The following is a 24,160-nucleotide window of genomic DNA, read 5'->3' on the forward strand; positions in this document are numbered from 1 at the left end:
GTACCTCCTTCGCTACGGTAAGCGGCTGGCGACGCACTGTACTACAAGCTGGAGATCGGCATGTTTGAAGGACAAGTTCCGTTAGAAACAGTCAAGTTGGTGTGGGGGAAGACTGATAGGTTCGGCCTGGTTCGGCGTCGCGGCGGGCCTGCCTGGAATCCGCTTCTGGCGCATCTGCTGGACGTCGCAGCAGCTACCGGAGAGCTCTGGGACCGCTACCTCGCCCCCACGGTCACGAGGAGACTCACCGAGGCATTTGGTAGTAGTGACGAGAAGAGCACCCGGATAGCAGTCATGTTTCTCGCTGGCCTTCACGACCTGGGCAAAGCATCAACTTGCTTTCAACGTGGGTTCGTTGGAGGCAAAGTCACTTCAAAGGACAAGCAAGCCTGGGAGGAACAGGCACGAGCTGCTCACGTGCCGCTGGGCAGCGTGCCGGACGCCGCCCCATGGGCGCGGCATGAGCACATCACCGCGGCGATCCTGCCGCGCGCATTGGGGTGCACCTGCCCGGACTGCGGCGGTTCTGGCAGGCCCCTTGAAGGGTTGCATACGGCAGCGTTCCTTTTGGGCGGGCACCATGGGCACGTTCCCAACCGGAGCAAGGTCAAGCGCGCCAGAAGGGCTGCGGCCTACCAGGCCTGGGGCCCTGTCCATGCCGTCCTCGTCCAGGAGGTTGCGAGGCAGTTGGGATACGTGGACGCAGCGGAATGCTTGATCCGACCGGAGGGTCCGGCAGCGCTTGGCCTCTTCCCAGGCCTTGTGGTGCTTGCGGATTGGATCGCTTCGAATGAGGAGCGGTTCGATTACCGAGACAGGGAGCTGTCGCCGTCACAATGGTGGGAGGATGCTCAGAAGGACGCTGCCGAAGCTGTCACCTCACTGCGCCTGAAGCGGTGGAGCCCTGTCCCGGTCTCGTGGCAGCAGATCTGGCCAGGGACTGAGCCGCGGCCTCTCCAGAAGGCGGCCATGGAGTTGCTTCCGGATCAGGGGCCCTCCCTGGTCTTCATCGAGGCTGGCACTGGTTCCGGCAAGACGCGGCTTGCTCTGTGGTGCGCTTACCACCTCGCCTGCACCAATGGGTACACAGGCTTCTACATGGCGATGCCCACACGGGCTGCTTCCAACCAGAGGGCAAGGGAACTCGCCAAATTCGTCGATGCCGTTCGAGGCACGGCTGATCGAGCCAACCTTGCCGTGGTGCACAGCACAGCCCTGGCTGCCACAGTTGTCCGGGACCTCCTCCAACCGGCTATGACCGAGCTTGGCCTTTCTACTGCGCGGACGGTGGAGCTGCCTGACAAGGTAGTTCTGGACCCCTGGTACCTACGACGTTGCCTGGGGCTCGTAGCCACGTTCGGTATCGGCACCATCGACCAGGTCATGCTTGCTGCGCAGAAGTCGGGGCTTTGGTTCCTGCGCCTGCTCGGGGTTGCCGGAAAAACGGTGATCGTCGATGAGGCACACGCCTACGAGCTGTATCAGCGAGGCCTTCTCAGAGCCTTGGTGAGCTGGCTGGCCGATGCCGGAGCATCGGTGGTCGTCCTCTCCGCCACCTTGTCGGCCGAAGTCCGGGCAGCTCTCACCGAAGCCTGGTGCCAAGGCCATGGCACGTCCGTCAAGGACACCAAGGCGCAGGGGCCAATCTCGATCATCGACAAACATGGGACAGTCCGGAGAGGGGGCGCGGCATCAGCTCCGACCGAACAGCGGACCCATCTGGACCTGCAACCCGACCCTGGTCCCGAAGCCCTCGCTTGTGCACTCCTGGCTGAGGGACGCGAGGGCGGAACCATCGCCGTGATTCGTAACCGCGTGCTGGCTGCCACAGAACTGTACGAGCATGCCGTAAAACAGGCACAGGAAGCAGGGTGGAGCGAGAGTGAGATCGTCCTTGCTCACGGGCGAATGATGCCGCGTGATATTCGGTTCACCGAGGACCGCCTCGTTCGGTTGATGGGACCGGCCGAGGACCGAAACCGGGTAAACCCTGAACGTCCGGAACGCCTGCTCGTCATCGGTACCCAGATACTCGAGCAATCGCTCGATCTGGACTTCGACCGTTTGTACTCCGATCTGGCCCCCATGGACCTGCTCATCCATCGTCTCGGTCGGCTGCACCGCCATGAAGTCAACGCCCCTCAACGAGAGCAGGAGTTCACCCAGGCCCGGATGACTGTCTGGTGGACTGTGGACAGCAACGGCCTTCCACTCGTCGAACCCCCAGACCGCCTAGAGGGGCGTTCGGTGGGTAACGACGACGGCCTCGTCTATGCACCGTACGTTCTGGCTGCGACCTGGCAAAGCATCAGAAAGCGAAGAGGGCCTGACGGAACACTTCGTATGCGCACTCCTGCTGACAGAGGGGGTCTCATCGAGTCCGTGTATGGGCCGTGCCAGGCTGCGGAAGGGGGGATCGGTCAGCTCTTGTATCGTACGTGGGAGGAGTGGCAGCGGCAGTTGGACTCGGAAAAGTCCCATGCGAGTACTCGTCCGCTCTGGCCCTACCGTGACTCCGGTGGACCTGTAGGTATCCATGAGATCGCATCCGGTGTGGCGCACGGTAACGGCGATGGCGACGGAGTTGAAGGGATCGCCGCCCGTTCCCGGACCGGTGATCCTTCCATCAATGTCATTGCCCTTTACCGGCAAGTGGACGGCAAACTCACCTACGACGCAGACGGACAACGCAGCGCGGTTCTGAATAATCCGTCCAGCCCAGCGGCCCGTCATCTCCAGCAGCAGGACATGCTCGACAATACTCTGGCCATTCCGGCACGGTGGTTTAAGGGCAAGAGAGGCCTGCCCCGGCCCGAGACGTGGCCAACGTTCACATTCCCGGCGTTGTGGAAGAAACACGTTGTCATCCTCGCTCCGGACGGCACCTGCACGAGTGGACCTGTCGGACTGATCACCTACTCTCCCGAAACCGGGCTGGCCAGGTTGTAGGGTGATGCGCGCTCCGCGAACGCACAGCCGTTAGCGGTGTTCGGCAGCGGAGATGGGCCAGAGGTACACCTGGACTCGACCGTGCCCCGCACCGCGGGGAAGAGAAACCAACCGCCCCCGGCCTCTCCGCCGGTGGGCGGTTCTCTGTGCCCCCGGCTACGGTCGGCTGCTTCATCCCGCCACGAAGAAGTGACCACCGTCACCCACTGCCGGAGAGCTCCCATGCCCACGTTGCTCGCGGACGGCGTACCCGAGGTGCATCTATCCCCCTCCCCCGACCGCATGCTGCTCGTCGACCCCCGCCTCTCCTCCGCACGCGCGCTCACAGCCGCGCGCGAAGCCGTGCGCGCCGCGCGGCTAGGCATGCCAAAGGTCACCGGTGCCAGCGCGAGGGCGATGCAGCCGTTGTACTGGCGCGGCTTTTTCGGGATCTTCTGGCCGGACCGGGCTGTGTGGTACCAGGACCACGGCACTTCCCCGTTCACGAAGTACGCCCTGGCTGGCCGGACCGTGCCGATGTGGGTGGACGATCCGAGCGGTCAGGAACGGCAGCGGAACTCCAGGGCTCGGGTCCGTACGACCGAGGATGGCCGGATGCAGGTGCTGATCTTTCGCCGTGCGGCGCCTATCGGGCAGCGCAGGAAGAAGTACAAGGTCGACCGCATGACGGGCGTCCGATCCCTCGTCGGTGATGCGCCCGCGTCATATCCGGGTGCGCCAGGCCGGATCAGTGCACGTGGCGGTGACGGCCGTATCAGCAGCGGGAATGGTGGTGTGCGCTGGCGGCATCCCGGGGTGCAGGCGCGTGGGTTCCTGAATCCGGCGATCGCGCATGCAGCACGCGGGGTGGGGTTGATTCCGGTGCGGGTGTATGTGGCGGACAGGGCCTGGCGTGGCTTGGTGCGTCCGGCTGGCGGTGAAGTGGAGATGATCGGGATGGGTGGGGTCTGAGATGTATGTGACGAAGGTGAAGACGCTGGGTGTGGAGGCGCTCAAGGCAGCCTTCGACGAGCGGTATCCGGTGCCGGAGTTTCGTGGGTTGAAGTGTTCGCTGGAGTATCCGGTGTCGTCGGCTTCGTACCCGGAGGTGTGGGTGCGGTACTCGGACACCGGGCAGCTTCAGCGTGCCGGTGTCGCGCATGTCGAGGTAACGGGGCTGGACGGGAGTGGGGTAGCGGCGGCGCCGTATACGCGGTGGCGGTTCGCCGGGACGTTGGAGTACGTCGTGGTGGCGCTGTCGTCGCTGGAGCGGGACCGGATCTTCGATGAGCTGGTGAAGACGATTGCGTTCGGCAATGAGGATCCGGTGCTGGGCCGGTTCAAGAAGGTCATCGAGGAGAACGACTTCATCGCCGCGACCGCCAACCTCGATCAACTGTCCTCGCTCGGTGAGTCGGCGGCTCCCGGTACGCCGTGGGGTACGGATGAGGTGGTGTACGAGCGTTCGCTGCAGCTGGATGTGATCGGGGAGTTCGTGCCGGATCCGCGCAGGAGTGAGCTGGTGCCGCTCAGCAGGATCGTGGTGCGACCGGAGGCCGACCTGTCCGGGCGGATCGGGGGCTCGCAGGGCTGGTTGTAGGGGTAGGGGCTGCTGTCTGCGTTCTTCCCGGTGGGACGAAGCGGTGAGTGAACCGCTTCGTCAATGGGAGGGAAGGGAGCCCTGTGGTCTCCTTCAGCACGTACCAGCCGCCGGGCGTCTATGTCACCGACTCCACGGTGCCGATCGTCTCGTACGGTTCGATTTCCACTTCGACGTTCTCCCGGGCGCTCCGACGTGTGGCAGGACGCTGCGTCTGATCGTGTGAGCTGGGGTTCTTCCTCGCATCTCTGGAGCTGTCGTGATCGTTGCGACACGTTGCAGATGGAGTGGAGGAAGCCTTGCGGGTGTTCCGTGTGCAGTTGCCCTCGGGTGCCGGGTACTGGACGGTGCTGGACGAGGACTTGGCGGTGGTACCGGCGGCGGACGCGTTCTTGCGGTACGTGCGGTTCGGCAGGGATCAGGCGGAGTTGACGACGCGTACGTATGCCGGGCACGTCGCGCTGTACCTGCGCTGGTGCACGCGGACCGGTCGCGACTGGCGGACCGCCGCGCAGGATCTCGGGCTGTTCACCGTGTGGCTGAGGTACGGAACGCCGGAGGCCACCGGCATGGATCGGCCGGTCGCGGGCCGCGGGGTGGTGATGGCCGGGCCGGGGACGCAGCCCCACCGGCAGCCGGCCCGGATCGGGAACGTGCTGACAGGGGTTCGGCAGTTCCTCTTGCACGGCATCACCGCGAAGACCGTGCCGTCGGAGGTGCTGGTCCAGCTCTATGAGGTGGCCGAGGACTGGGACCTGCCTGAGGAAGCCCGCGGCGAGGGGATGAGCTACCGGCTCAAGGCCCGCCACCGGGTGCAGGTGCCGCGCAAGCGCCGGGACCGGGCCACGGACGCCGAGGCGGTGGCCTTGTTCCTGGCCTGCCGCAACGCCCGGGACCGCTTCATCGTGCTGCTGCTCGCCCGTGCCGGACTGCGCCGCGGCACTGCGGCGGGGCTGCGGCGTGAGGACATGCACTTCATGCCGGACTCGACCGCGCTCGGCTGCCGGGTGGCCGGCTCGCACCTGCACGTGCTGCGGCGGGAGAACGCCAACGGGGCGTGGGCTAAGCGGCAGGAGTCCGCTGCGCCGGGGAAGGCCAAGCCGGTCGACTTCCTGGTGGTGCAGGCCCACGACCAGTATGTGATCGAGCGGATGGCGCTGCCGCACGGGGCGGCGAGCGATTTCGTGCTGGTGAACCTGTTCGCCGATCCGTTGGGCGCCCCGATGAGCCCTGACGGCATCACCGAGCTGCTGGTGCGGCTGTCGAAGCGGGCCGGGCTGTCGCGGATCGTGGCCCCCCATATGCTCAGGCACGCTATGGCCAGCAATGTCGCGGACGCCGGCGGCACCCTGGACGAGGTGGCCGCCCTGCTCGATCACGCGCGGCTGTCCAGCGCTGAGCCGTATCTGCACCCGGATCCAGATCGACTGCGGGAGGCGGTGGACCGGGTGCCCTCGCCGCGCGAGCTGGCGGGAGGGCCCCGGTGACCGCGGCGGTGTCCCTCCCGGCAGTGCCGCCGGCCCCGGGCGCCTCCGAGGAGGAGAAGACCGCGTTCTTGTGGTCGCTGATCGAGCCGGCGTTCTTCAAAGAGGTCGGCTGGGACAGTGATCGGCGCGTCCTGGCCGCGCCGATCGACCACCCCATGCTGGGGATGCGGGCCTGCCCGGTGCCAGGGTGCGACCTGCCGTCGAAGGCCCGCGGTCTGTGCCGCACCTGCCAGGACCAGCACCGCAAGTCGGGACTGCCGCTGAAGGAGTTCATCAAGCTCCCGCGCACCGCGCCGCGCGCCGTGCCTGGCCAGTGCCGGGTCGACGGATGTGAGCGGACCTGGATCAACTCCCGCAAGCAGCCGCTGTGTCGGTCGCACTGGTACCAGTACAAGCAGTTCGGTTGCACGTTGACGGAATTCCTCGCCGACCCAGCAGCGCGGGCATTGCCGGGCTTCGGCGACTGCGGCGTGCTCGCCTGCACTCGCCAGGCCGTCACCACCGTGGGCCACCGGCTCTGTCATCCGCACGGCAAGCAGCTCAACAACCTCCGCAAGGAGGGTCCCGTCGACGAGCAGCTATGGCTGCGGACCGCGCCATCGGGCTGCAACGGCGCCGAGATCAGCTTCCGGGGCTTGCCGGACCTGGTCGTCGCGCAGCTGCTGTTCGGCTTGCGGCACCGCTGCCGGCGGGGTGCGAAGACCGACGTGGGAGGGGTGCGCTCGCTCATCGACCGCACGGTCCGCCCCTCGCGGGCGGGCCGCCTGGAGGACGTTCCCAGGCCGGAGTCGAACGGCACCGCGGTGATCCTGCTCAACCGCCTGACCGCCTACGCGCTGCGGGCCTTCAAGACCCCGGAGGGCGAGTACGGCAAGGACACCTGGGACCTGGCGGTCTTCGGGCACCGCGGCTCGGTGGAGTTCACCGCCATCCGGCAGCCGTGGCTGAAGGAGGCCGCGAAACGCTGGGCCCGTGACTACCTGACCCGCACCCGATCCCGCAGCACCTCCTCCCACGCCCGCCAGCACCTGACCGGGCTGGCCTTCCTGTCGCGGACTCTGCACGCCCGCCCGGACCATGGCACGGACACGACGGCGCTGGGGCGGGCGGACATCGAGAACTACCTGAACCGGATGACGTTCCTGGAGGCCAACGGCCGCGTCGCCGCAACCACCCGCACCTGCTACGTGCGGGCGACCCGCAACGTGCTGCGGCAGTCCCGCGTGATGGGCCTGACCAGGGTCGACGGCCCCATGGCCGGACTGCCCGACGACTTCGTGATCACCCGGCACGACGTTCCGAAAATGCCGGAGCTGTCGGAGGAAGGCCAGGATCTGCCGCCGGAGGTGATGCGGCAACTCTGCACTCACCTGGACCTGTTCGAAGAGATGACCTGCCGCGAAATCCGCATCGCGCAGGAGCTGATGATGGACACCGGCCGACGCCCCGAGGAGATCTGCAAGCTGGAATACCACTGCCTGAACCGGGACCGGCAGGGCAAGCCCGTCCTCGTCTACAACAACTGGAAGGAGCAGCGGATCCGGCGTGAGCTGCCGGTCCACGAACCCACCGCCCAGCTGGTCCGCGAGCAGCAAGAACGTGTCCGTCTCCTCTTCCCGGACCGGCCGCTGTCCGAGCTGGTCCTGCTGCCGTCGTCGGTGATGAACCAGCTGGGGAACAAGGGCATCGACGCCAACCACTTCAGCGCGGTCCACCGCGAATGGGTCACCACCCTGCCGGAGTTCCGCCTGGACGACGGCACCGTCTTCGACAAGGAGAGGATCTTCCCCTATGCCTACCGGCACTCCTTCGCCCAGCGTCACGCGGACGCCGGCATCCCCATCGAGGTCCTCTCGCCGTTGATGGATCACGACTCCTACCAGTCGACCCGCTGCTACTACCGGGTCAAGGAAGTACGCCTGCGCGAGGCCGTCGACAAGGTCACCGCCATGCAGTTCGACCGCCACGGACAGCGCGTCTGGGGAGCGGTCACCACCTTGCTGGACGCGGAACGCACCCGCCTGGCGATCGGCTCGGTGCAGGTCCCCTTCGGCACCTGCTCCGAGCCCTCCAACGTCGCCGCCGGAGGCGGCGCCTGCCCCTTGCGGTTCCGCTGCGTGGGCTGCGACCACTTCTCCACCGACGTCTCCTACCTCCCCGAACTCGGCGCCTACCTCGACGGCCTGCTGCGGCAGCGGGAGAAGCTGCGGTCGATGAATGAGGCCGACGACTGGGCCCGAGCCGAGGCCGCCCCCTCCGACGAGGAGATCGCCCGCATCCGGCGGCTGATCCGTCGCGTCACCGAGGAGGTCGACCAGCTCACCGACGCCGAACGCGCCGAGATCCAGCAGGCCGCCGCCATGGTCCGCAAGACCCGCCAGGGCTTCCTCGGCATGCCCCGCATCCCCCAGCCCCTGCCCGACCTACGACCGGAGCGACCCGCATGACCCCGACCGACCCCGCCGTCCAGGCGATGCTGGAAGGCCGGCGAGCCGACACCGGCCGACGCCGCAACCGCGTGCTCGCCGTCCTGGCTGAGGCCGCGAAGGACGGCTCCGAGGTCAGCGTCGCGGCGATCGCACGCCGCGCGGGCGTCGACCGCACCTTCCTCTACCGCCACCGCGACCTGCTCGGCCAGGTCCACGCGCAGGCCGCCGAGCCGCCCACGATCCCCAGCGGCCGGGGCCCGGCCGTCAGCCGGGCCTCGCTCCAAGCCGACTTGGCGGCCGCCGACGCCCGCACCGCCCGCCTCGCCGCCCAGATCCGCTGCCTCGAAGCCCGCCTCAGCGAGGTCCTGGGCGAGCAGGTCTGGCGCGAGTCCGGCGTCGGCGGCCCTGACGACACCGAACAGCTCCAGGCCCGCATCACCACCCTCGAACAGCAGGTCGTCGACCTCGAACTCAAGCTCCAGGACCGTGACGACGACCTCGCCGCCGCCCGCGCCGCCAACCGCGAGCTCATGGCTCAGCTCAATCGTGACCCTCGGCGAGAGGGATGAAAGCCACAGGTCAGGAACTTCTTCGCGACTCTTGAAGTAAAAGGACGCCTAGGCGTGTGACTTGAATTGCTCCGTGGTGTCGATCTGTCAGCGATATGTGGAGTCTGTGTGGTGGGCAACACCGCGCCAGGGCGTAGCCCGTGGTGGCGATATTGCTAGTTCGCCTCCAGCGGCTTCAGCATGTTCCATTCGGACAGGGGGCGGTCCGCTGTGACGACGGTGTCCGTGTGGGCTGGTCCGTCGGCGATGGAGATCAGCCGGTAGCCGTCCTTGTGGAGGACCCAGTACTGACTCACCCCGTTCTTATGCTGCTGGTCCGGCACAGGAATAATCCCCACAATCCGCTTGATTCCGGAGAGGGATTGCCATTCGGACAGGGGGCGGTCCGCTGTGACGACGGTGTCCGTGTGGGCTGGTCCGTCGGCGATGGAGATCAGCCGGTAGCCGTCCTTGTGGAGGACCCAGTACTGACTCACCCCGTTCTTATGCTGCTGGTCCGGCACAGGAAGGAAAGCCTGGATCTGGGCGATGCCCGCAAGTGATGACCACTCGGCCAGCGCGCGGTCCTCGCCCACCAGGACGTCCTGGCCGTCGGCGGTGTCCGGGAAGGAGACCAACCGGTACTGCAGCTTCGGGTCCTCGTGGAACAGCCAGTACTGGCTGGCACCGTCGATGTTCTGCTTGTCGGGCACCGGAAGCAGCGGGCCCAGGCGGGTGATGCCAGCCAGCGACGGCATCTGCGAGGCTGGCTTGTCGTTCTCCACGATGAAGTCGGTGTGTGCGCCATTGTGCACGATGGCGACCCGACGCGCCTTAACCCGTCCGTCAAGGTTATGGAGCATCAGATACGGGGTGACGGTATTGTCACCTGCTTTGGCGAACGCTTTGTTCATTTGAATGGCCGCTGGACCCATGATGGCGACGCCAACGGCCACGGCAACCATCCTTTCCACCATATTTGCCACGATTGGCCTCCCTTGCTGGTGTCTCTTCCAAGACACACCGCGTTCGAGTGTCAGCGAGCACGTGCAGGGACCCAGCTGGCTATGACCAGCCCGAAGCCAGCCAGATCGCGCATGCGCTCGCGAGGCCCGTACCTCTCAACCCAGGAGCAAGGGCCCTGTTGGATGCACGATCCCCCGCTGCATTCACGGCAACCCGCCGACCACTCGAATGACCGAGGGCGAAACGATCCGCCCATGCCCATTCGAGTGCGACCGACCGGCTGAACGACCTGAGGTGAGCCGTCCCTCGCGTCCGGGTGAATCGTCGAGTGCGTCCGTGCACCACAGGTGTTGCACCCGTTATGGTTGTCTCTACCGCTTCTGAGCTGCGTGAACTCGAACCGCACGCTTGCGGCGCCCCGGAGAAGCTGCGGTGACTGTGATCGGTCCGGCCCAGGGGTATCAGACCTTCAGCGAGATCGTCACCGCCTTTGCGGGGCAGGACACCAGGCTCACGCAGCAGGGCATCTACCTCACGTCGGTGCCCGGGCCGCCGGCCATTACCGCTCCTGAGGTACGCAAGATCAATGGCACGCAGCTCGAGGCAGGCAAGGACTACCAGCTGGTCTCCACGACGGAGCGAGGTGGCCCGGAGTCCTTCACGCTGCTGCGGCGTCTGAGCGTGGACCCGAAGGACCTGACCCAGCCCTCCCCCAATGGCCTGGTCGACGGTGAACAGGTCCGCATCACGTACCGGTTCACTGATGCCACGTACTACACGCCGCGGCTGCTGGACGACTTCATGCAACTGCAGTCGCTGTACGGGCAGGCCATGGTCTCCGCGGCGCCCGACTCGCCGACCGCTTCTCAGGTGCACTCTCCTCTAACGTTCGCGGCGCAGATGGCACTAGAGAACGGAGCTTCGGACATTCTGTGTCTGGCGACGAATCCGGCTGACGGCAAGTCGGTGCGTGAGCAGCTGACGGCGGCCTACCGGAAGCTCGAGGGCGATCACCGGGCGATGCTGCTGGTGCCGCTGTTCGTCGGGGCGAAGGTGTCCACCGAGGTGCAGTTGCTGGTGCAGGACGCGAAGAAGCATGTGGAGTCCCAGGCGGATGCCGGGTTCGGCAGGATCGCGTTCCTGGGGGTGGCCAGTGACTACGACGACGCGATCCCTCATGAGCAGATCGCGATCAATGCCTCGTCCAAGCGGGTGGTGATCGCCTACCCGAACCGCGTCAACGCCTACAACTCCAACCTGGCCTCGGCAGCGCAGGTCGACGGCTACTTCATGGCCGCCGCGCAGGCCGGATGTCTGGCCCGCAGCGCCGTCAACCGGGGGCTGACCAAGCAGCCGGTGGCGTCCTTCAACGGCATTCCGGCCGGGACTCTGCACAAGATGACCGCCAGCTACAAGAACACGCTGAGCAAGAGCGGCGTATCGGTCGCGGAGATTGACCGGAGCAACAAGCTGACTGTGCGGCACGGGGTCACGACCGACATGTCGTCGCTCTACACCCGTGAGATCTCGCTGGTGCGCATTGGGGACGTACTGTTCCAGCTCGTCCAGGACGGCATGGACTCGTCCAACCTGATCGGGCAGTCCATCGACGCCGACATGACCGTGCGGGTGAAGTCGGCGCTGGCAGGGATTTTGGAAACGGCGGTCACGGACGGGGTGATTGTCTCCTACGGCAACCTCACCGTCCGGCAGCAGGGTCTGCCGGCAGGTGACCCATCGGTCATCGAGTGCAGCTTCGTCTACCGCCCTGCGATCCCGCTCAACTACATCACCGTCACGTTCGCGATCGACAGCTCCTCCGGCGACATCCGCGTCACCGATCAGGCATAACCCCCACATCACGACAGGGAAGGAATCACAGTGCCCAACGGTCGCGTCAGAGTCGTCGGAAGCGGCTACAGCGCCTTCGAATACGACAACAAGCCCATTGCCTTCCTCGAGGGTGTGCAGGACTCAGGCCAACGTGCGTTCAGCGACTCCGGGCAGCCCTACCAGTTCATCCACCCTCTCGGTTCCCGTACTCCGGTGGAGATCGCCACCTCCCGGGTCCTGCAGGGCGGCACCCTGCAGTTGACGATCCGTGAGCTGTGGGACAAGGCGATCTGGGAACAGCTTGCCGGGCTGGCGGGGACCCACAATGTGGTGGAGATCTTCGACAAGCTGTCCCGTACGCCGAACTACGTGACGTGCCGGACGGTCATCAAGCCCGCGGGCACGGAGAACAACCCGGCCGCATGGCGCGGGAAGATCTACCACTCCTGCACGGTGGTCGACATCAACGACGGTGACACCATCACGGTCGGCGCGCTCTCGGTGGCCAAGGGCATCACCGTCGCTTACACGCACAGCACCCCCCTGTCGAAGCGATAGCGGTACCGGTCCCCGGGGCTGCTTGCTTCGGGGACCGGCCGCGAGCCGTCCCTGTCCTGCCCGCCCGGACCCGAGCGAAGCAACGACCGTCCTGCCTACCTCGCCGGGAGCCACCGTGACCGCCAGCCCCGAAACCCCCACCGGCTTTGCCACCTACGACCCCGAACAGCTGCGCCCTGCCGCCGCCACGGACGAGGGCACGAAGAGCGAGACGCTGACCGGCCCGGACGGCAAGGAACTCCCGAGCTTCGACGAGCGCTACCGCGAGCCGTTCAAGGGCCTGCTGTACCTGGGTGCCCTCACCGACACCTTCGAATGGCTCGGGCACACCTTCACCATCCGCACCCTGCGCGACGATGAAAAGCTCGCCATCTCCACGGCCATCAAGCCGTACCAGGACACTCCCGGCGAGCAGCTCGCCTACATGATTGCCGTTGTCTCGCTCGCCACGACGTCGGTCGACGGGGAGGAACTCCCCTCCCCCATCGGCAAGGCATCTTCGGTCGGCGACTGGGCGCGCCAGCGGTTCGACTATGTGAAGGCGAACTGGTTCGGCTACACGACCGCTGCGGTCTTCGAGCGCTACCTCATCCTCGAGGACACCGCTGCGAATGTCGTGGAGGCCATGGGAAAAGCATCGGGCTCGGCCGCGTAGCGCCCTGGCTCGAACGCCAGCTGCGCCTGGCGGAGCGGCGGGGGCTGCTGAGCGGGCCGAGTCTGTCGGAGGTGCAGGCGGCTGGGGTGGGGATCCTGGAGTACGCGGATGGTCTGCGTCGGCAGGAGGAGCGGGCTGATTCGCTGCGGCTGGCTCTGGTGGCTTCCGGTGCCTCGGTGCGGAAGATCTTCTTCGAGGAGTTCGCGGAGGAGGATGGGGGACAGGGTTCTCCGGTGGACGCTGAGGAGGACTTCGACCCGGACGCGGACTTCGACTACTCGGCAGTGGCTTGGGAGGGGTCGCCGAGTAGTTCGGAGTGGGACAGGATGCAAGAGCTTCTGGCGGACTCCACGGTCGCGGTCACGGGTACCGATGGGGCAGAGGCCGGGCCGCAGGGCGCGTTGCCGGCCGGATCTGCCGATACCGAGGACGAGTTCGATGCGGAGTGGCTGTGAGTCAGCCCATGTCCTTGATGTCCTTCGCGCAGGCCACTTCTATCTCGTTGGTCATACCGAGGATGGCTTGCTGGCCGTCTCCATTGGAGTCGCTCGAGACCCGGGGGTCGCCGAGGAACATGGGGTAGACGTGCTGTGCGGGCACATCGAAGTCGTTCACAAGCCGTGCCAGGGCTTGATTGTCTTCGTCTGCCAGGGTCTTGAAGTATTTCCTCTTGGCCTGGAGGGCCTGCACAACATCGGCGGCGCATTGCTTTGCAGGTGAGAGCTCCTCGTCCGACTGGCCCGGTTCCCCGTCCCTGGCTGCCGCTGGCGGCTTCTGGCCTTCCTTGAGGATGCTTCCTTGATCTCCCTGCCCCGATGAAGAGCAGCCGACCAGGAACACCACAGCCACCACGACCCCTGCGACGACGCGCACCCCAACCCCTTTGCTGGAACTCTCCCTGGCATGCAGGGAGGTGACGGGCAATCAGTCTGCCAAGTAATGGTCATGATTCTTACATGACATCACTCGGCGTTGACCATGCGGTACGCCCCGTTCAACGGCCGAAGCGCAGTACCAACCGAGCGGGCTTCCTGCGCGGTGACGGATGTCGACCCCGTCCTGCGCGCGGCCTAAGTGACGAAGCGTGGTAGTCGGTGCATAGGAGAGGGCAGCGTGTCGGCAGGTGACGGGTCCTTCGAGGACATCTTCCGGGCAGTTCTGCGTGATCCGAGGGCCTCGCAGGCCATGCAGCGGGTACTGCGAGAGGGGGTGAACGCGGGACTGCACCGTACTCAGACCTACACTCCTGCGGCCGATGAACGTATGCGCGCGCAGGCGGCTCGGCAGTCGATGCCGCCGACCACTGCGCAGCCGTCCGGGGGTGGTGACGCGATGGACGTCCCTTCCTCTCAGTGGGCGGGCCAGGCCGCGCAGTCGTTGGTCGATGGCTCCGCGGGCCCGTCGACGGCACAGGGAGCAGCGGTGAATGGCGCGGCGCCGACGGTGGGGCCCGGGGGGGGCGGCTGACGTACGTGCCTCGGGGCGAGGACGGCAACGGTGGTGCGCCTGCTGCTCCGTATGGAGGGGATTGGGGTGGTTCCCGGTTCGGCCAGTCCGGCTGGGGGGCTGTTGTGAATCATGCGCTGATGCAGATGAACACGGGGCGTTCAGCCATGGGCCGGTGGGTGTTCGGGAACCTTCCGCAGTGGGGTGGCCAGGTTGGCGCGATGATCGGTGGCAGGGCCGGTGCCGGGGGAAACGGCGGTGGCCAGGGTGTGGGATCTGGTTCCGCGCCTTCGCCGGACGAGGGCGGCGAAGGCAGTGGCGGCCTTGTGCACTTGGGCGTAGGGCCTGCTGCTCGTGGTGCTGTGGCTGGCGGGCGGGCCTTGCTGGGCGGTGCTGGTGCAGGTGGTGCTTTGCGGGCCGGTGCGGGTGCTGCGATGCGGTTGTCGCCGTGGGGGATGGCGGCTGGTGCCGCGTTGTCCTTGGCCACCAAGCTTCCTGCCGAGATTCGTTCTCAGCGGGACAAGAACGCTTTCTACCAGTCGATTGAAGGCGGGTCGAACGTTTCCAAGTTCTCGGACCGGTTCTCCGAGGAGGTGTACCGGTGGTCGACTCTTGGTGTTTTCTCCTCGAGTGAGGCCCGGAAGGTCTTCAAGGGAGTGACGGAACTCGGGTATCACGACGAGCGGGAGGCCGACGGCCCGTCCCGCCAGGATGCGTTGAACTTTTCCTATCACGGAAAGACGTCGTACGGAGCCAGCGTGGACGAGTCGCTGGAGATGCTGAGCCGGTTGGCGAAAGAGTCGACGACGAGCCTGGACAAGGTGTCCGGGGCGTTGAAGGATGTTTCCGATTCTGCGGGCAAGGCGGGTATCAACGCGGAGAAGGCGCGCAAGGGGTTCGGCGAGCTGTATTCCGCCGCGCTGGCCAATGGTTCGACCGGCGATACGGCGGCTGGTGAGGCGAAGAACCTCCAGCAGTGGAAGAACAGTATGGGGAAGCGGGTCGAGGACACGGACTTCTCGGGCCGTCTGTCCAAGGACATGAGTTATCTGTACGCCCAGGAAGCCGGGATGACGGTGGGCAAGTGGCGGAACCTTTCGAAGGATGACAAGGCCAAGTGGCGGTCGAAGTTCGACAAGAGCACGCTGAGCACCGTCGTCTCCCCGAAGATGCAGCAGGCGATCCGGGACCGGGTGAAGGAGGCCGGCGGCTGGGAGAAGGTTCAGAAGGAAGGCAAGAAGGAGGAGCTGGCCGAGTGGCTTCGTGGCGAGTATGGAGACCAGGTGGATGCCGTCACGGAGATCCTGAAGGCGTTCTCCGGCGTGAAGTTCAAGACTGACATCGATGCCATGACCTACATCATCGATCAGGTCATGGGAAATACCGAGGAAAAGGCGGCGAAGGACGACAAGAAGAAGACCAACAAGAAGGTCGGTGTCGGCAAGAACGACAAGATAGACGACTCGTGGGTGGCCTCGGTCGACAAGATGCACGACAACACGACCTATGGAATGGCCTACGACCCGAAGAAGCTCAAGAAATCCAAGGCAGCCGATTCCTACAAGAAGTGAAGCAAGGACACCGGCCGGGTCGATCCTGTTGTGCACGATCTGCTGCAGAAGATGCCCGGCGGTGATGCGGACAAGGTGAAGATTCGTATCGATGGCAAGACCATGTCGCTGTCCGATGCCATCAGCGATCACATGGACGAACTTGCTTCCGGAAAGGCCACCGTCGTCTCCGGTTCGAAGGATCTTGAGGGGAAGAACATCTACGACATCGTCGGCGGGCGCGGTGTCACGATCGATCGTGAAGGCGACATCAGAGGGAAGAACGGAGACAAGCTTCGCAAGGAAGCCAAGAAGTACAACGAGTCGGAGAAGTTCAAGAACGACAGCAAGTCCTCGTCGAAGGAGCACGCCGCGACGCAGTCGTCCTTCGCGCGCCAGACGGCCGCCGTTGGGCCGGGTTCCCAGAAGGTGGTGCTGGAACTGTCGGCAGACGCGAAGCGCATGCTGACAGTTCTGAACAACACGGGCACCGAAGGGGCGGCCGGCCAGGGCGCGGCGAACCAGTCCCCGTACAGCGACAACCCGACTCGCTCGGCCTGAGGGGAGACCGGTCATGGGGATGGCGACTCTGGGGTTCCCGGGCGGGCCTGAAATTGTGTTCCGGGTCGATCCGACGGAGGTGAAGCGGTCGTACGAGATCCATACCGCTGTCATCGACACCGTGGGCGGCCGGGTGGTTCAGGTCACGGGGGCCACGCTCACGGATATTGAGGTCACTGGATATCTGGGGCAGCTGCGTGCTCTGGGAGAGCGGGGCGAGTCCTGGCGGCTGGCGGAGGCGTTTCTCGCGCAGGTGCGGGCGATGTTCGATCATCAGGCCGCCGACGCGACGGAGATGGGCAAGATGCGTAATCCGGCGGTGTTCAACTACCCGCCGCGTGGGTGGCGTGTGCCGGTCTATCTCAAAGCCGTCTCGGAGCTGGATTCCGGTGCGGTGGTGCACCATGCGACGGGCAAGTTCTCGCACGGGTACCGGCTGGTTCTCTTCCCCGTTCAGGACGGGGACGGCGATCTGCTGACCCTTGGCTCTTCGTACGGGGACGAGGCTCAGGCGCGGGCCAAGGCGATCAATGACTACATCGCACGCATCTCGGACGGTGTCGGTTGGAAGCCCAGCCAGTACAACGGCGGCAATACTGAGAAGTTCGAGGATGGGAAGGACGCGCAGAAGGACAAGGGCAAGGGCAGCAAGGACAAGGACGCAGAGAAGAGCAAGGAGAAGGGCCGTGGCTGACGGTTACTGGGGTTCCGATGTGCCGGTGTCGATGCCGCAGCCGCTGGACCCGGAGGCACGGTCGCTGGTGCCGATGAGTGGCTTCACCATGACCGAGCACGGCTTCTTCTTCGACCTGAACGAGGCCGATCACGAGCGTCTGGCGACCCCGACGTTCCGCCCCTACGATCCGTCCGTGCCGGTGGTCGACCATGCCACATTGCCGGTGAACGCGTGGGATCGCGACGACATCAACGGTGGCCGGTGATCCGATGGCTGACGTGCGCAAGGGGCTGAACTGCACCCTGTCCTTCCCTTACATGGGTTCCCGGCAGCTGCTGCGGGTGCGGGTCGACCAGATCGACCACGGTGTGCAGATGGTGGCGACCGAGTCGATCGGTCGTAACCGGCGGGCGTTCTATCCGCATACGCTCTCCCCCGCACGGTTCTCGCTGCGGCTGCTGCTGAAGGGGTACCAGGAGCGGAAGGTATTCACCGACTTCATGTCGCTGTACGCCGACTTCGTGATGGACCCGGCGCTCGCGGCGGGGTCGGGGTTCCCGTCGATGACGGTGATGGTGCCGGTGCGCGACTTCCATATCGAGGGCATCCCGTTGAACGGGTTCGAGTGGGGTGACACGGTCGGCGGGATGCTGTGGCGGCCGGTGATCACGTTCGAGACGATCAAGGAGCCTCAGGACAGCCGCCCGTACTACTCCGAGGCGTCGGGGCTGACCAACGACTACCGGTTCTTCTACCCCACCGGTGACCAGCTCGCGGGTGATGCCGCTCCGTCTGGGGGCTATACCCGGATCCTGCCGCACCAGGATCCGGGAACGGGGAAGGGCAAAGACAGCAAGGACAAGCCCAGTCCCCCGAGCCGGGACGAGCACGGTGACTGATGCCGTGACCGGGCACGATCACCGGGTGGTCACGTATGGAGGGCCGGGCACACTCTCGTTGAAAGGCCAAGTGCGTGCGACGATCAGAGAGTGGAAGCGCCTGACCCCTCGATTCTCCGACGTCTGCTGATCGGCTCGCTGGCTGCGCTGGCAGCTGATGCTTCGGTTCAGGCAGCGTGGCTCAATGAGCACGGCGTCATGATGGACGAGCTTGCCTTGGACTTCGACCATGCGTTTCGCATGGTCGCGAGGCTGGTCGAGCAACAGCAGATCGGCGAGCACACCGTGACGAGCTTGCACAGGGTCGATGCGCTGCTCATGGAAATGAGCGGCCCAGAGCACGCCGAGTGGTGGACACGCGATGCGCTGTCCAGCGACGAGAGGTGGAGCCAGGTCCGGCGGCTGGCCCGCCAGGTCCTCGTTGACCTGACCGGTAGGTGGGACCATCCTTTGCCGGAGATCCAGGTGATCCGGTAGCCCGGCACGACCTGGTTGGGCACAGCCTGGTTGTGCCGGGGTGGACCGGGCTTTTCTGCCGCTGATTGGTCAGGCGATGCCAGCCCAGAACCGATTGGCGCCACTGTCCATGTTGGCCAGGACCACGGAGCTCGGCAGGGTGCTAGATCCGGGGTTGGTGAACATGCCGAACCGGATGACCTTGTTCAGGCCGAAGACGCCGGGCGGGGCCGGGGAGACGGACTCCGAGACGACCATCATGGGGCCTTCGCCATCCTTGAACTGCAGCATGAACGCGACGTAGTAGACGCCGGCCGAGAGGGTCACCGGATTGCGCAGCGCGAGGGCGGAGGTGGCGCCGCCGGTGTTGAGCACTGCGGGCCATGCACCGGCCAGTTCGCCGGTATCGGCGATCAGCTTGCCGGAGGCGTCGTAGATGCCAGAGTAGCTGCCCGTCTTGAGTTTTCCGCTGTAGCCCGTGACCTGGAATGCGATCTTGCTGATGGAGGTACCGCGTCGCAGGATCACTGCGGTCAGGTAGAGCTTGCCTTGGGCGGGGAAGACGCCGGTGGACATGCCGACGGCGGGGTCGAAGGACCAGGCTTTGAGGCCGTGGTCGTCCGGGAGCCAGATGTTGGGGGCGATGGTTTGTGCTGCGGGGAGTTTGCCCCAGCTGTCGAGGGTGGCGACGCCGTTGTTGGTGCCCTTGTCCGTGGTGGGGATGGCGCCGACGTGGGCGGCGGTGAGGGTCACGGTGCCGGTTTGTTCGTTGACGGAGGTGACGCCGTTGCTGAGGGACGGCAGTTGGGCCGCGGGGACCTTGCCTGAGGTGTCGAGGGTGGCTACACCGCCCGGAGTGCCCTTTTCCATCGCAGTGACGGCACCGACATCCGCAGCACTCAGGACGACCGTTCCGGTCTTGCGGTTGACCGAGGCGACCGCACCGCTGGTGAACCGGCTGTCGGCCTCTGCCTTGGTGTAGGCGTCGACATCGGTCGCGGAGAGCTGGATGTCGCCGGTCTTGCCGTTGACGGACACGACTTCGCCTGCCTGGCCGGCCACGCGGGCGTAGGAGGCGAGGACTTTCCCGATTGTTTCGGCGGTCATCAGGCCGAACTGGCGGTCCGAGAGCAGCACGCTCTCTCCTGCGTCGTACTTCTTGCCGTTGGGGAGGAGGACCCCGGTCAGTCCTTGTTTGATCACGACTTGGAATGACACGACCGTTTCATCTCCCGTAGCTCGTCCGTCAGGGGCTTTCGTCTCTTGGGGAGGGCGGGCTGCGGGTGCACAGCGGTGCGGTCGGGGGCGTGGGGCGGGCCCTGGAAGGGGTGAGGTGTCGGCTTCTTTCTGGGAGGGTCGTGTGCGCGCCCATTTCTTCCGTCCGTTGCTGGATGAGAAGGGCAATTTGATCCGGCAGGCGACGGTGCGGGTGTTGTCGGCCGGGACGAGTGCTCTGTTTGCGGATGTGCTGTACCGGGATGGCTCGTCGGCTGTGCAGTTGCCCAACCCGTTCACGGTTGATGACGGCGTGGTGTCGTTCTATCTGGACCAGCCTGCCCGGGTGCGGATCGGGGCGGTGGTCGATGCCAGTGGCGTGGAGCGGTTCTGGGATGACCTTGATGTGCTGTCCGCTGGTGCGGAGTCCGCGCACAGCGGGGAGGCGGCCGACAGCACGCGGGTGGGGGCGCGTGCACAGGCGTCGGCTGCGCAGGCTGCGGCGTTCGGGGCCGGGGCGGTGGCAACCGGTGTCCAGTCGGTGGCGGCCGGCAGCCAGGCGCTGGCCACGGGTGACGGCGGGACGGCGGTGGGCAGTGCGGCGTCGGCATCCGCGCTGTCCTCGGCCGCGCTGGGGACTTCTGCACTGGCTGCCGGCGAGCACGCGAGTGCGCTGGGTGCGGGTGCGCAGGCGCCGTTCGGTGATTCCACGGCGGTGGGATCCGATGCGGTGTGCACGGGGGCGCGGCAGGTGATGCTCGGCAGTGCGCGGCATTGTGTGGAGGTGCCGGGTGCGCTGGTGCTGGTGTCGCCTTCGGGTGCGCGGTGGGCGGTGGCTGTTGGTGATGACGGTGTGCTGACGGCTCGTCCGGCGGCGGTTCTTGAGCAGACGAGTGGCCGGGGGAACTGATGGCGCGCGCACATCTGTTGCGGTCGATCACCAATGCGCAGGGCGACTTGTTGCGGGGCGCGATGGTGACTATTCGCGAAGCGGGTATGTCGGTGCTGCTGCGGCAGCCCTTGTACAAGAGCGCCACGGGTGACGAGGTGTGGCCGAACCCGCATACGGTTGCGGACGGGATCTTGGATGTGTGGCTGGATGTGCCGCAGCGGGTCAGTGTGCTGGCGCAGGCCGGTGGGTCCTACGACATGCTCGTGTATCTCGATGCTCATCCGGCGCCTGAGCTGACGGTGCGTTCGGCGGAGCCGTTGCTGATTGCCAACACGGCGGTGTCGGGGAATGTGCTGCTGGCTTCGGAGACGCCGGGGCAGGCGGTGTGGGGGCCGGTGCCGTCGGCTTCCGGCATGTCCGCGCGTGTGGTGGCGCTGGAGGAGGGGTTCTCCGCGGTGGGGGATCCGGCGGGCTGGCGGCTGACGGTGCTGGGCGGTTCGGTGCGTTCGTACGCCGAGGATGTGCCGGCGGGTTCGGGTTTTACGCACAGTCTGTATGTGGCCCATGGTGCGTCGGCGGGTGCGCTGACGGTGGAGAGTCCTTCGTTCACGCTGGCCGAGGACGGGTTCGTGCGGTGCTGGGTGAAGACGCGCATGGACGGTGACGCGCTGGTCGTGTCGGTGGTGGATTCCGGTGGTGGGGAGCATGTGCTGGAGGTGGTCACCGGTACGCGTGAGTGGGGCTTGTATCAGTACCGGCTGAGGGCGGGGACGTATCAGTCGCTGCGGCTCAAGTCGGTTGCTGCTGCGCCTTTTGATGCGCAGGCGCCGCATCAGCTGTGGGTGACCGGGGTGCAGGCGGTCTACGGCGGTCAGGTGCCTGCGCATGACCATACGGGGCAGGGCGCGGACAGTGTGCAGCTCGGTCCCCGGGCGCAGGGCAAGGACATGGGTACGGTGGCGGTTGGCGCGGGGAGCGTGGCTGGCGGTGAGGGTTCGGTGGCGGTCGGCCATCAGGCGGCGGCCAGTGGCGGTATGGGGGTGGCCATTGGTGCGAAGACTGCGAACTGGGGCACTCGGTCGGTGGCGGTCGGTGCGGGCGCGCGGGGTACCGGGGCGAGCGGCGACTGGATCGCGGTGGGTGGCGGTGCGCGGGCCGAGGCGTTCAATGCGTTCGCGGTCGGCCCGGATGCCGTTGCCCTGGCGGCGGGGTCTGTCGCGCTGGGGCCCGGGGCCTATACCGGGCAGGGGGCGGAGGGTGCCATGGCGCTGGGCCCGCGTACGCAGGCTTTGGCCCCGGGTTCGGTCGCGGTGGGGGACGGTGCGGTGGCGGGGGCGTCCCATACGGGGTCGGTGGCGATCGGTGCGGGTGTGCAGACCACGGCCCCGCAGCAGATCAAGCTCGGTGGGGACGGGCAGAAGGTGCTCATCACCGGGGACGCCCGGATCAAGGGTGCTGCCACGCTCGGGGCGGATGCCTCGAGCCGGCTGGGGTTCTTCGGCGCGGAGGGCGGCCCCCGGCAGGCGGTCACCGGGGCGAGCGGCAACAATGACGTCCTGCGGCAACTCCTGGCCGCTCTGGCGTCGTTGGGCCTGATCGACAACCAGACCAGTGACGCCACGCCTGTCGATGTGCCTGTCACGGGCCTGATCGACACGTTCCAGCGCACGGACCGCGGTGACGGCACTCTGGGTGTCCCGGACTACTCCCCCGTGCCGTACCAGTACGCCCCTGTCGCCGAGTCTCTGAGCCCGTACCCGACCGCTCCGGCGTGGCGTATCGGCCAGGCCACGGACGCGGACCGCACGATCGGCCTGGCCGCGAAGACCGACGGTCAGGGCCTGGGCCTGCTCAGGAACGCCCGGTCCCTCAACCATGGCCTGGAGGTGCGGGTACGGGCGTCTGCGGTGCAGGGACGGCTCTCGATCGCCTTGCGCCACCCGCTGGATGCTGCCGACGCGGGCAGCTGGGTCACCGCGAGCCTGGACCTGAAGGCCGGTGAAGTGCAGTTGCGGTTGAAGGAGGCTCAGCAAAAGCTCTCCGGTGCCGTCGTCATCGCCCGCAAGGCCTTCGATGCCGCCTCGCTGCTCAAGGCCGACACTGCGTTCACGTTCGCGGCGGCCGTCTTCGGCCAGACGGTCAAGGTGGCCGTGAACGGCGTCTCTCTCGCGGTCTTCACCGACCCGCGCATCCCCAACGCGACCGTCAACACCTGGACCGGTTTCGACGCCTCCACCACCGCATGGCAGTTGCTCTCCTGGACCATGCGAGCCCCCAAGGACGTGCCCTAGTGGACCGCTGCCACCTGCTCTTGCCTATCACCACCGAAACCGGCGATCTGCCTGCCTACGCCTCCTACACCCTCCTTGACCAGAAGACCGGCAACCCCCTCGACGGCCGTGTCTACCTCACCGCCACAGGTGGCAACCCGCAGATCCTGCCCATCCTTGCGACCCCGGCCGTCATCGACTGCTGGGTCGACGAGCCCGCTACCGTAACTGTCCAGGCTGCCCTCCCCCAGGGTCGGTTCGTCCGCGAGAACATCGAGCTGCGCCCCGCCCCCAGTACCGCTGTCCAGTCCGCTGTCCCGCTGCGTATCCGCCCGGCCGACCAGCCTGTGCCTGGGCAGTCTTTACTGGTGGCCGAAAGCCCGGCGGAAGCGGGCCTGCAGGTGCTGGATGCCTTCCGCTATCACCAGCACGAGGGTGACTCCGTCGATACGGTCGTCCTCAACCTCCAGGATCCTTCGGACTGGCAGGAGGGCCAGACGTGGCTCGGTGCCGGCTCCGGGGCTCTTGAATCCGCCGTCGGCCTGGGGCCTGACGGCACGGCTCTCGGTCTGGGGGCGAAGGTCGCCGGGACCGGGGCGACCGCGGTGGGGGTGGAGGCCCGTGCCCAGGACGGTGCCGTGGCGGTCGGCGAACACTCTTCTGCTGCCCGGGCGGCGGTCGCCATCGGCGCCGGGACGACGGCTGCCGACTCGTCGGTGGTCATCGGTGTGTATGCCTCGGCTGGTGGTGAGCAGTCTGTCGTCGTCGGCACTGCCAGTGCAGCCGCCGACCGCGTGGTGGCCGTGGGCCGCGCCCCGGCGGGCCTGCCGGGGCGGGCCGTCGTCCTGGGCCGGGCCACCGCACCATGCGCTGTCGCGATCGGTACCGGGAACCTTGCGGAGGCGGGTGAACTCACGGCGGACACGGTGGCTTTGCAGGGCGACGTCGAGACGACCGCGGCCTGGACCCAGGTCGGCAGCAGTGCTGTTCATGGTGCGTCCCGGGTGGGTTTCTTCGGGGCCACGCCCATGCCGCGGCCCACGGTCACCATCATGGCCGCGAGTGCGGCGGATCCGGCGCAGCAGGTGGCGATTGGGCTGGCGCGGGTGCTGGAGGGGTTGGGGCTGGTGGAGGTGGTGAGTGCTGCGGGGTGAGGTTGGCCTGTCGTAGCGAGGGTTGAGCGATGCCAGG

General features: G+C 66.4%; 22 protein-coding genes. 19 read left to right on the forward strand and 3 right to left on the reverse strand.

Going from position 1 to position 24,160, the window contains the following annotated elements; all coding sequences use genetic code 11:
• Positions 1-60 precede the first annotated feature (60 nt).
• The 6 genes from cas3 to ACV530_RS25880 all read left to right on the forward strand — a co-directional run bounded on the left by cas3 (position 61) and on the right by ACV530_RS25880 (position 9,013).
• The gene (cas3, locus tag ACV530_RS25855) at positions 61-2,949 is read left to right on the forward strand and encodes a CRISPR-associated helicase Cas3' (protein ID WP_494335003.1); all 2,889 of its coding nucleotides are present in this window, start codon (positions 61-63) and stop codon (positions 2,947-2,949) included.
• Between the two features lie 222 nt (positions 2,950-3,171).
• Entirely contained in the window at positions 3,172-3,900 is a 729-nt protein-coding gene (locus ACV530_RS25860) for a hypothetical protein (RefSeq protein WP_494335004.1), read from the forward strand.
• Positions 3,890-4,528, forward strand: a complete 639-nt coding sequence (locus ACV530_RS25865; RefSeq protein WP_494335005.1) for a hypothetical protein — start codon at positions 3,890-3,892, stop codon at positions 4,526-4,528. Before ACV530_RS25860 ends, ACV530_RS25865 begins: the two co-directional genes overlap by 11 nt.
• A 305-nt stretch (positions 4,529-4,833) precedes the next feature.
• Positions 4,834-6,015: a tyrosine-type recombinase/integrase gene (locus tag ACV530_RS25870; RefSeq protein WP_494335075.1), complete on the forward strand. Its 1,182-nt coding sequence runs from the start codon at positions 4,834-4,836 to the stop codon at positions 6,013-6,015.
• Positions 6,012-8,462 carry a tyrosine-type recombinase/integrase gene (locus ACV530_RS25875; RefSeq protein WP_494335006.1) on the forward strand — a complete coding sequence of 817 codons (2,451 nt, stop codon included), beginning with the start codon at positions 6,012-6,014 and terminating at the stop codon, positions 8,460-8,462. The genes ACV530_RS25870 and ACV530_RS25875 overlap by 4 nt, the downstream gene beginning before the upstream one ends.
• Positions 8,459-9,013, forward strand: coding sequence for a hypothetical protein (locus ACV530_RS25880; RefSeq protein ID WP_494335007.1), 555 nt, complete (start codon positions 8,459-8,461; stop codon positions 9,011-9,013). Before ACV530_RS25875 ends, ACV530_RS25880 begins: the two co-directional genes overlap by 4 nt.
• 155 nt (positions 9,014-9,168) lie before the next feature.
• Here ACV530_RS25880 and ACV530_RS25885 read toward each other — a convergent pair whose 3' ends face one another.
• The gene (locus ACV530_RS25885; protein WP_494335008.1) at positions 9,169-9,978 is read right to left on the reverse strand and encodes a hypothetical protein; all 810 of its coding nucleotides are present in this window, start codon (positions 9,976-9,978) and stop codon (positions 9,169-9,171) included.
• 412 nt (positions 9,979-10,390) lie between these two features.
• On the opposite strand from ACV530_RS25885, the gene ACV530_RS25890 reads away from it, so the two are divergent.
• The 4 genes from ACV530_RS25890 to ACV530_RS25905 all read left to right on the forward strand — a co-directional run bounded on the left by ACV530_RS25890 (position 10,391) and on the right by ACV530_RS25905 (position 13,459).
• Positions 10,391-11,809 carry a hypothetical protein gene (locus ACV530_RS25890; RefSeq protein WP_494335009.1) on the forward strand — a complete coding sequence of 473 codons (1,419 nt, stop codon included), beginning with the start codon at positions 10,391-10,393 and terminating at the stop codon, positions 11,807-11,809.
• A gap of 30 nt (positions 11,810-11,839) precedes the next feature.
• Entirely contained in the window at positions 11,840-12,349 is a 510-nt protein-coding gene (locus ACV530_RS25895) for a hypothetical protein (RefSeq protein WP_494335010.1), read from the forward strand.
• Between the two features lie 115 nt (positions 12,350-12,464).
• The gene (locus ACV530_RS25900) at positions 12,465-13,004 is read left to right on the forward strand and encodes a hypothetical protein (protein ID WP_494335011.1); all 540 of its coding nucleotides are present in this window, start codon (positions 12,465-12,467) and stop codon (positions 13,002-13,004) included.
• Between the two features lie 86 nt (positions 13,005-13,090).
• On the forward strand, positions 13,091-13,459 hold the full coding sequence (locus ACV530_RS25905) for a hypothetical protein (RefSeq protein ID WP_494335012.1): 369 nt from the start codon (positions 13,091-13,093) through the stop codon (positions 13,457-13,459).
• A 1-nt stretch (position 13,460) separates the two neighbouring features.
• On the opposite strand, the gene ACV530_RS25910 is transcribed toward ACV530_RS25905, so the two are convergent.
• Entirely contained in the window at positions 13,461-13,877 is a 417-nt protein-coding gene (locus ACV530_RS25910; RefSeq protein ID WP_494335013.1) for a hypothetical protein, read from the reverse strand.
• A 713-nt stretch (positions 13,878-14,590) separates the two neighbouring features.
• On the opposite strand from ACV530_RS25910, the gene ACV530_RS25915 reads away from it, so the two are divergent.
• The 6 genes from ACV530_RS25915 (at position 14,591) to ACV530_RS25940 (ending at position 18,613) form a co-directional block, all read left to right on the forward strand.
• Positions 14,591-16,021, forward strand: a complete 1,431-nt coding sequence (locus ACV530_RS25915) for a hypothetical protein (RefSeq protein ID WP_494335014.1) — start codon at positions 14,591-14,593, stop codon at positions 16,019-16,021.
• Positions 16,022-16,051: 30 nt separating this feature from the next.
• Complete coding sequence (locus ACV530_RS25920) at positions 16,052-16,561, forward strand: hypothetical protein (RefSeq protein ID WP_494335015.1); 510 nt, start codon at positions 16,052-16,054, stop codon at positions 16,559-16,561.
• A gap of 13 nt (positions 16,562-16,574) precedes the next feature.
• Positions 16,575-17,255 (forward strand): hypothetical protein, encoded by a 681-nt coding sequence (locus ACV530_RS25925; RefSeq protein ID WP_494335016.1) that lies wholly within the window; start codon positions 16,575-16,577, stop codon positions 17,253-17,255.
• Positions 17,248-17,502, forward strand: coding sequence for a hypothetical protein (locus ACV530_RS25930; RefSeq protein ID WP_494335017.1), 255 nt, complete (start codon positions 17,248-17,250; stop codon positions 17,500-17,502). Before ACV530_RS25925 ends, ACV530_RS25930 begins: the two co-directional genes overlap by 8 nt.
• A 4-nt stretch (positions 17,503-17,506) precedes the next feature.
• Positions 17,507-18,136, forward strand: coding sequence for a hypothetical protein (locus ACV530_RS25935; protein ID WP_494335018.1), 630 nt, complete (start codon positions 17,507-17,509; stop codon positions 18,134-18,136).
• Between the two features lie 90 nt (positions 18,137-18,226).
• The gene (locus ACV530_RS25940) at positions 18,227-18,613 is read left to right on the forward strand and encodes a hypothetical protein (RefSeq protein WP_494335019.1); all 387 of its coding nucleotides are present in this window, start codon (positions 18,227-18,229) and stop codon (positions 18,611-18,613) included.
• Between the two features lie 69 nt (positions 18,614-18,682).
• Here ACV530_RS25940 and ACV530_RS25945 read toward each other — a convergent pair whose 3' ends face one another.
• Positions 18,683-19,795, reverse strand: coding sequence for a hypothetical protein (locus ACV530_RS25945; RefSeq protein WP_494335020.1), 1,113 nt, complete (start codon positions 19,793-19,795; stop codon positions 18,683-18,685).
• 157 nt (positions 19,796-19,952) lie between these two features.
• On the opposite strand from ACV530_RS25945, the gene ACV530_RS25950 reads away from it, so the two are divergent.
• From ACV530_RS25950 to ACV530_RS25960, 3 genes are read left to right on the forward strand one after another with little or no spacing between them, the layout of a single operon-like run.
• Positions 19,953-20,717 (forward strand): hypothetical protein, encoded by a 765-nt coding sequence (locus tag ACV530_RS25950; protein WP_494335021.1) that lies wholly within the window; start codon positions 19,953-19,955, stop codon positions 20,715-20,717.
• A 17-nt stretch (positions 20,718-20,734) separates the two neighbouring features.
• Positions 20,735-22,990 carry a hypothetical protein gene (locus ACV530_RS25955; RefSeq protein WP_494335022.1) on the forward strand — a complete coding sequence of 752 codons (2,256 nt, stop codon included), beginning with the start codon at positions 20,735-20,737 and terminating at the stop codon, positions 22,988-22,990.
• 20 nt (positions 22,991-23,010) lie between these two features.
• Positions 23,011-24,123, forward strand: coding sequence for a hypothetical protein (locus tag ACV530_RS25960; RefSeq protein WP_494335023.1), 1,113 nt, complete (start codon positions 23,011-23,013; stop codon positions 24,121-24,123).
• The last annotated feature ends 37 nt before the right edge of the window (positions 24,124-24,160 follow it).

It is taken from the genome of Streptomyces sp. SX-6 (assembly GCF_059089585.1).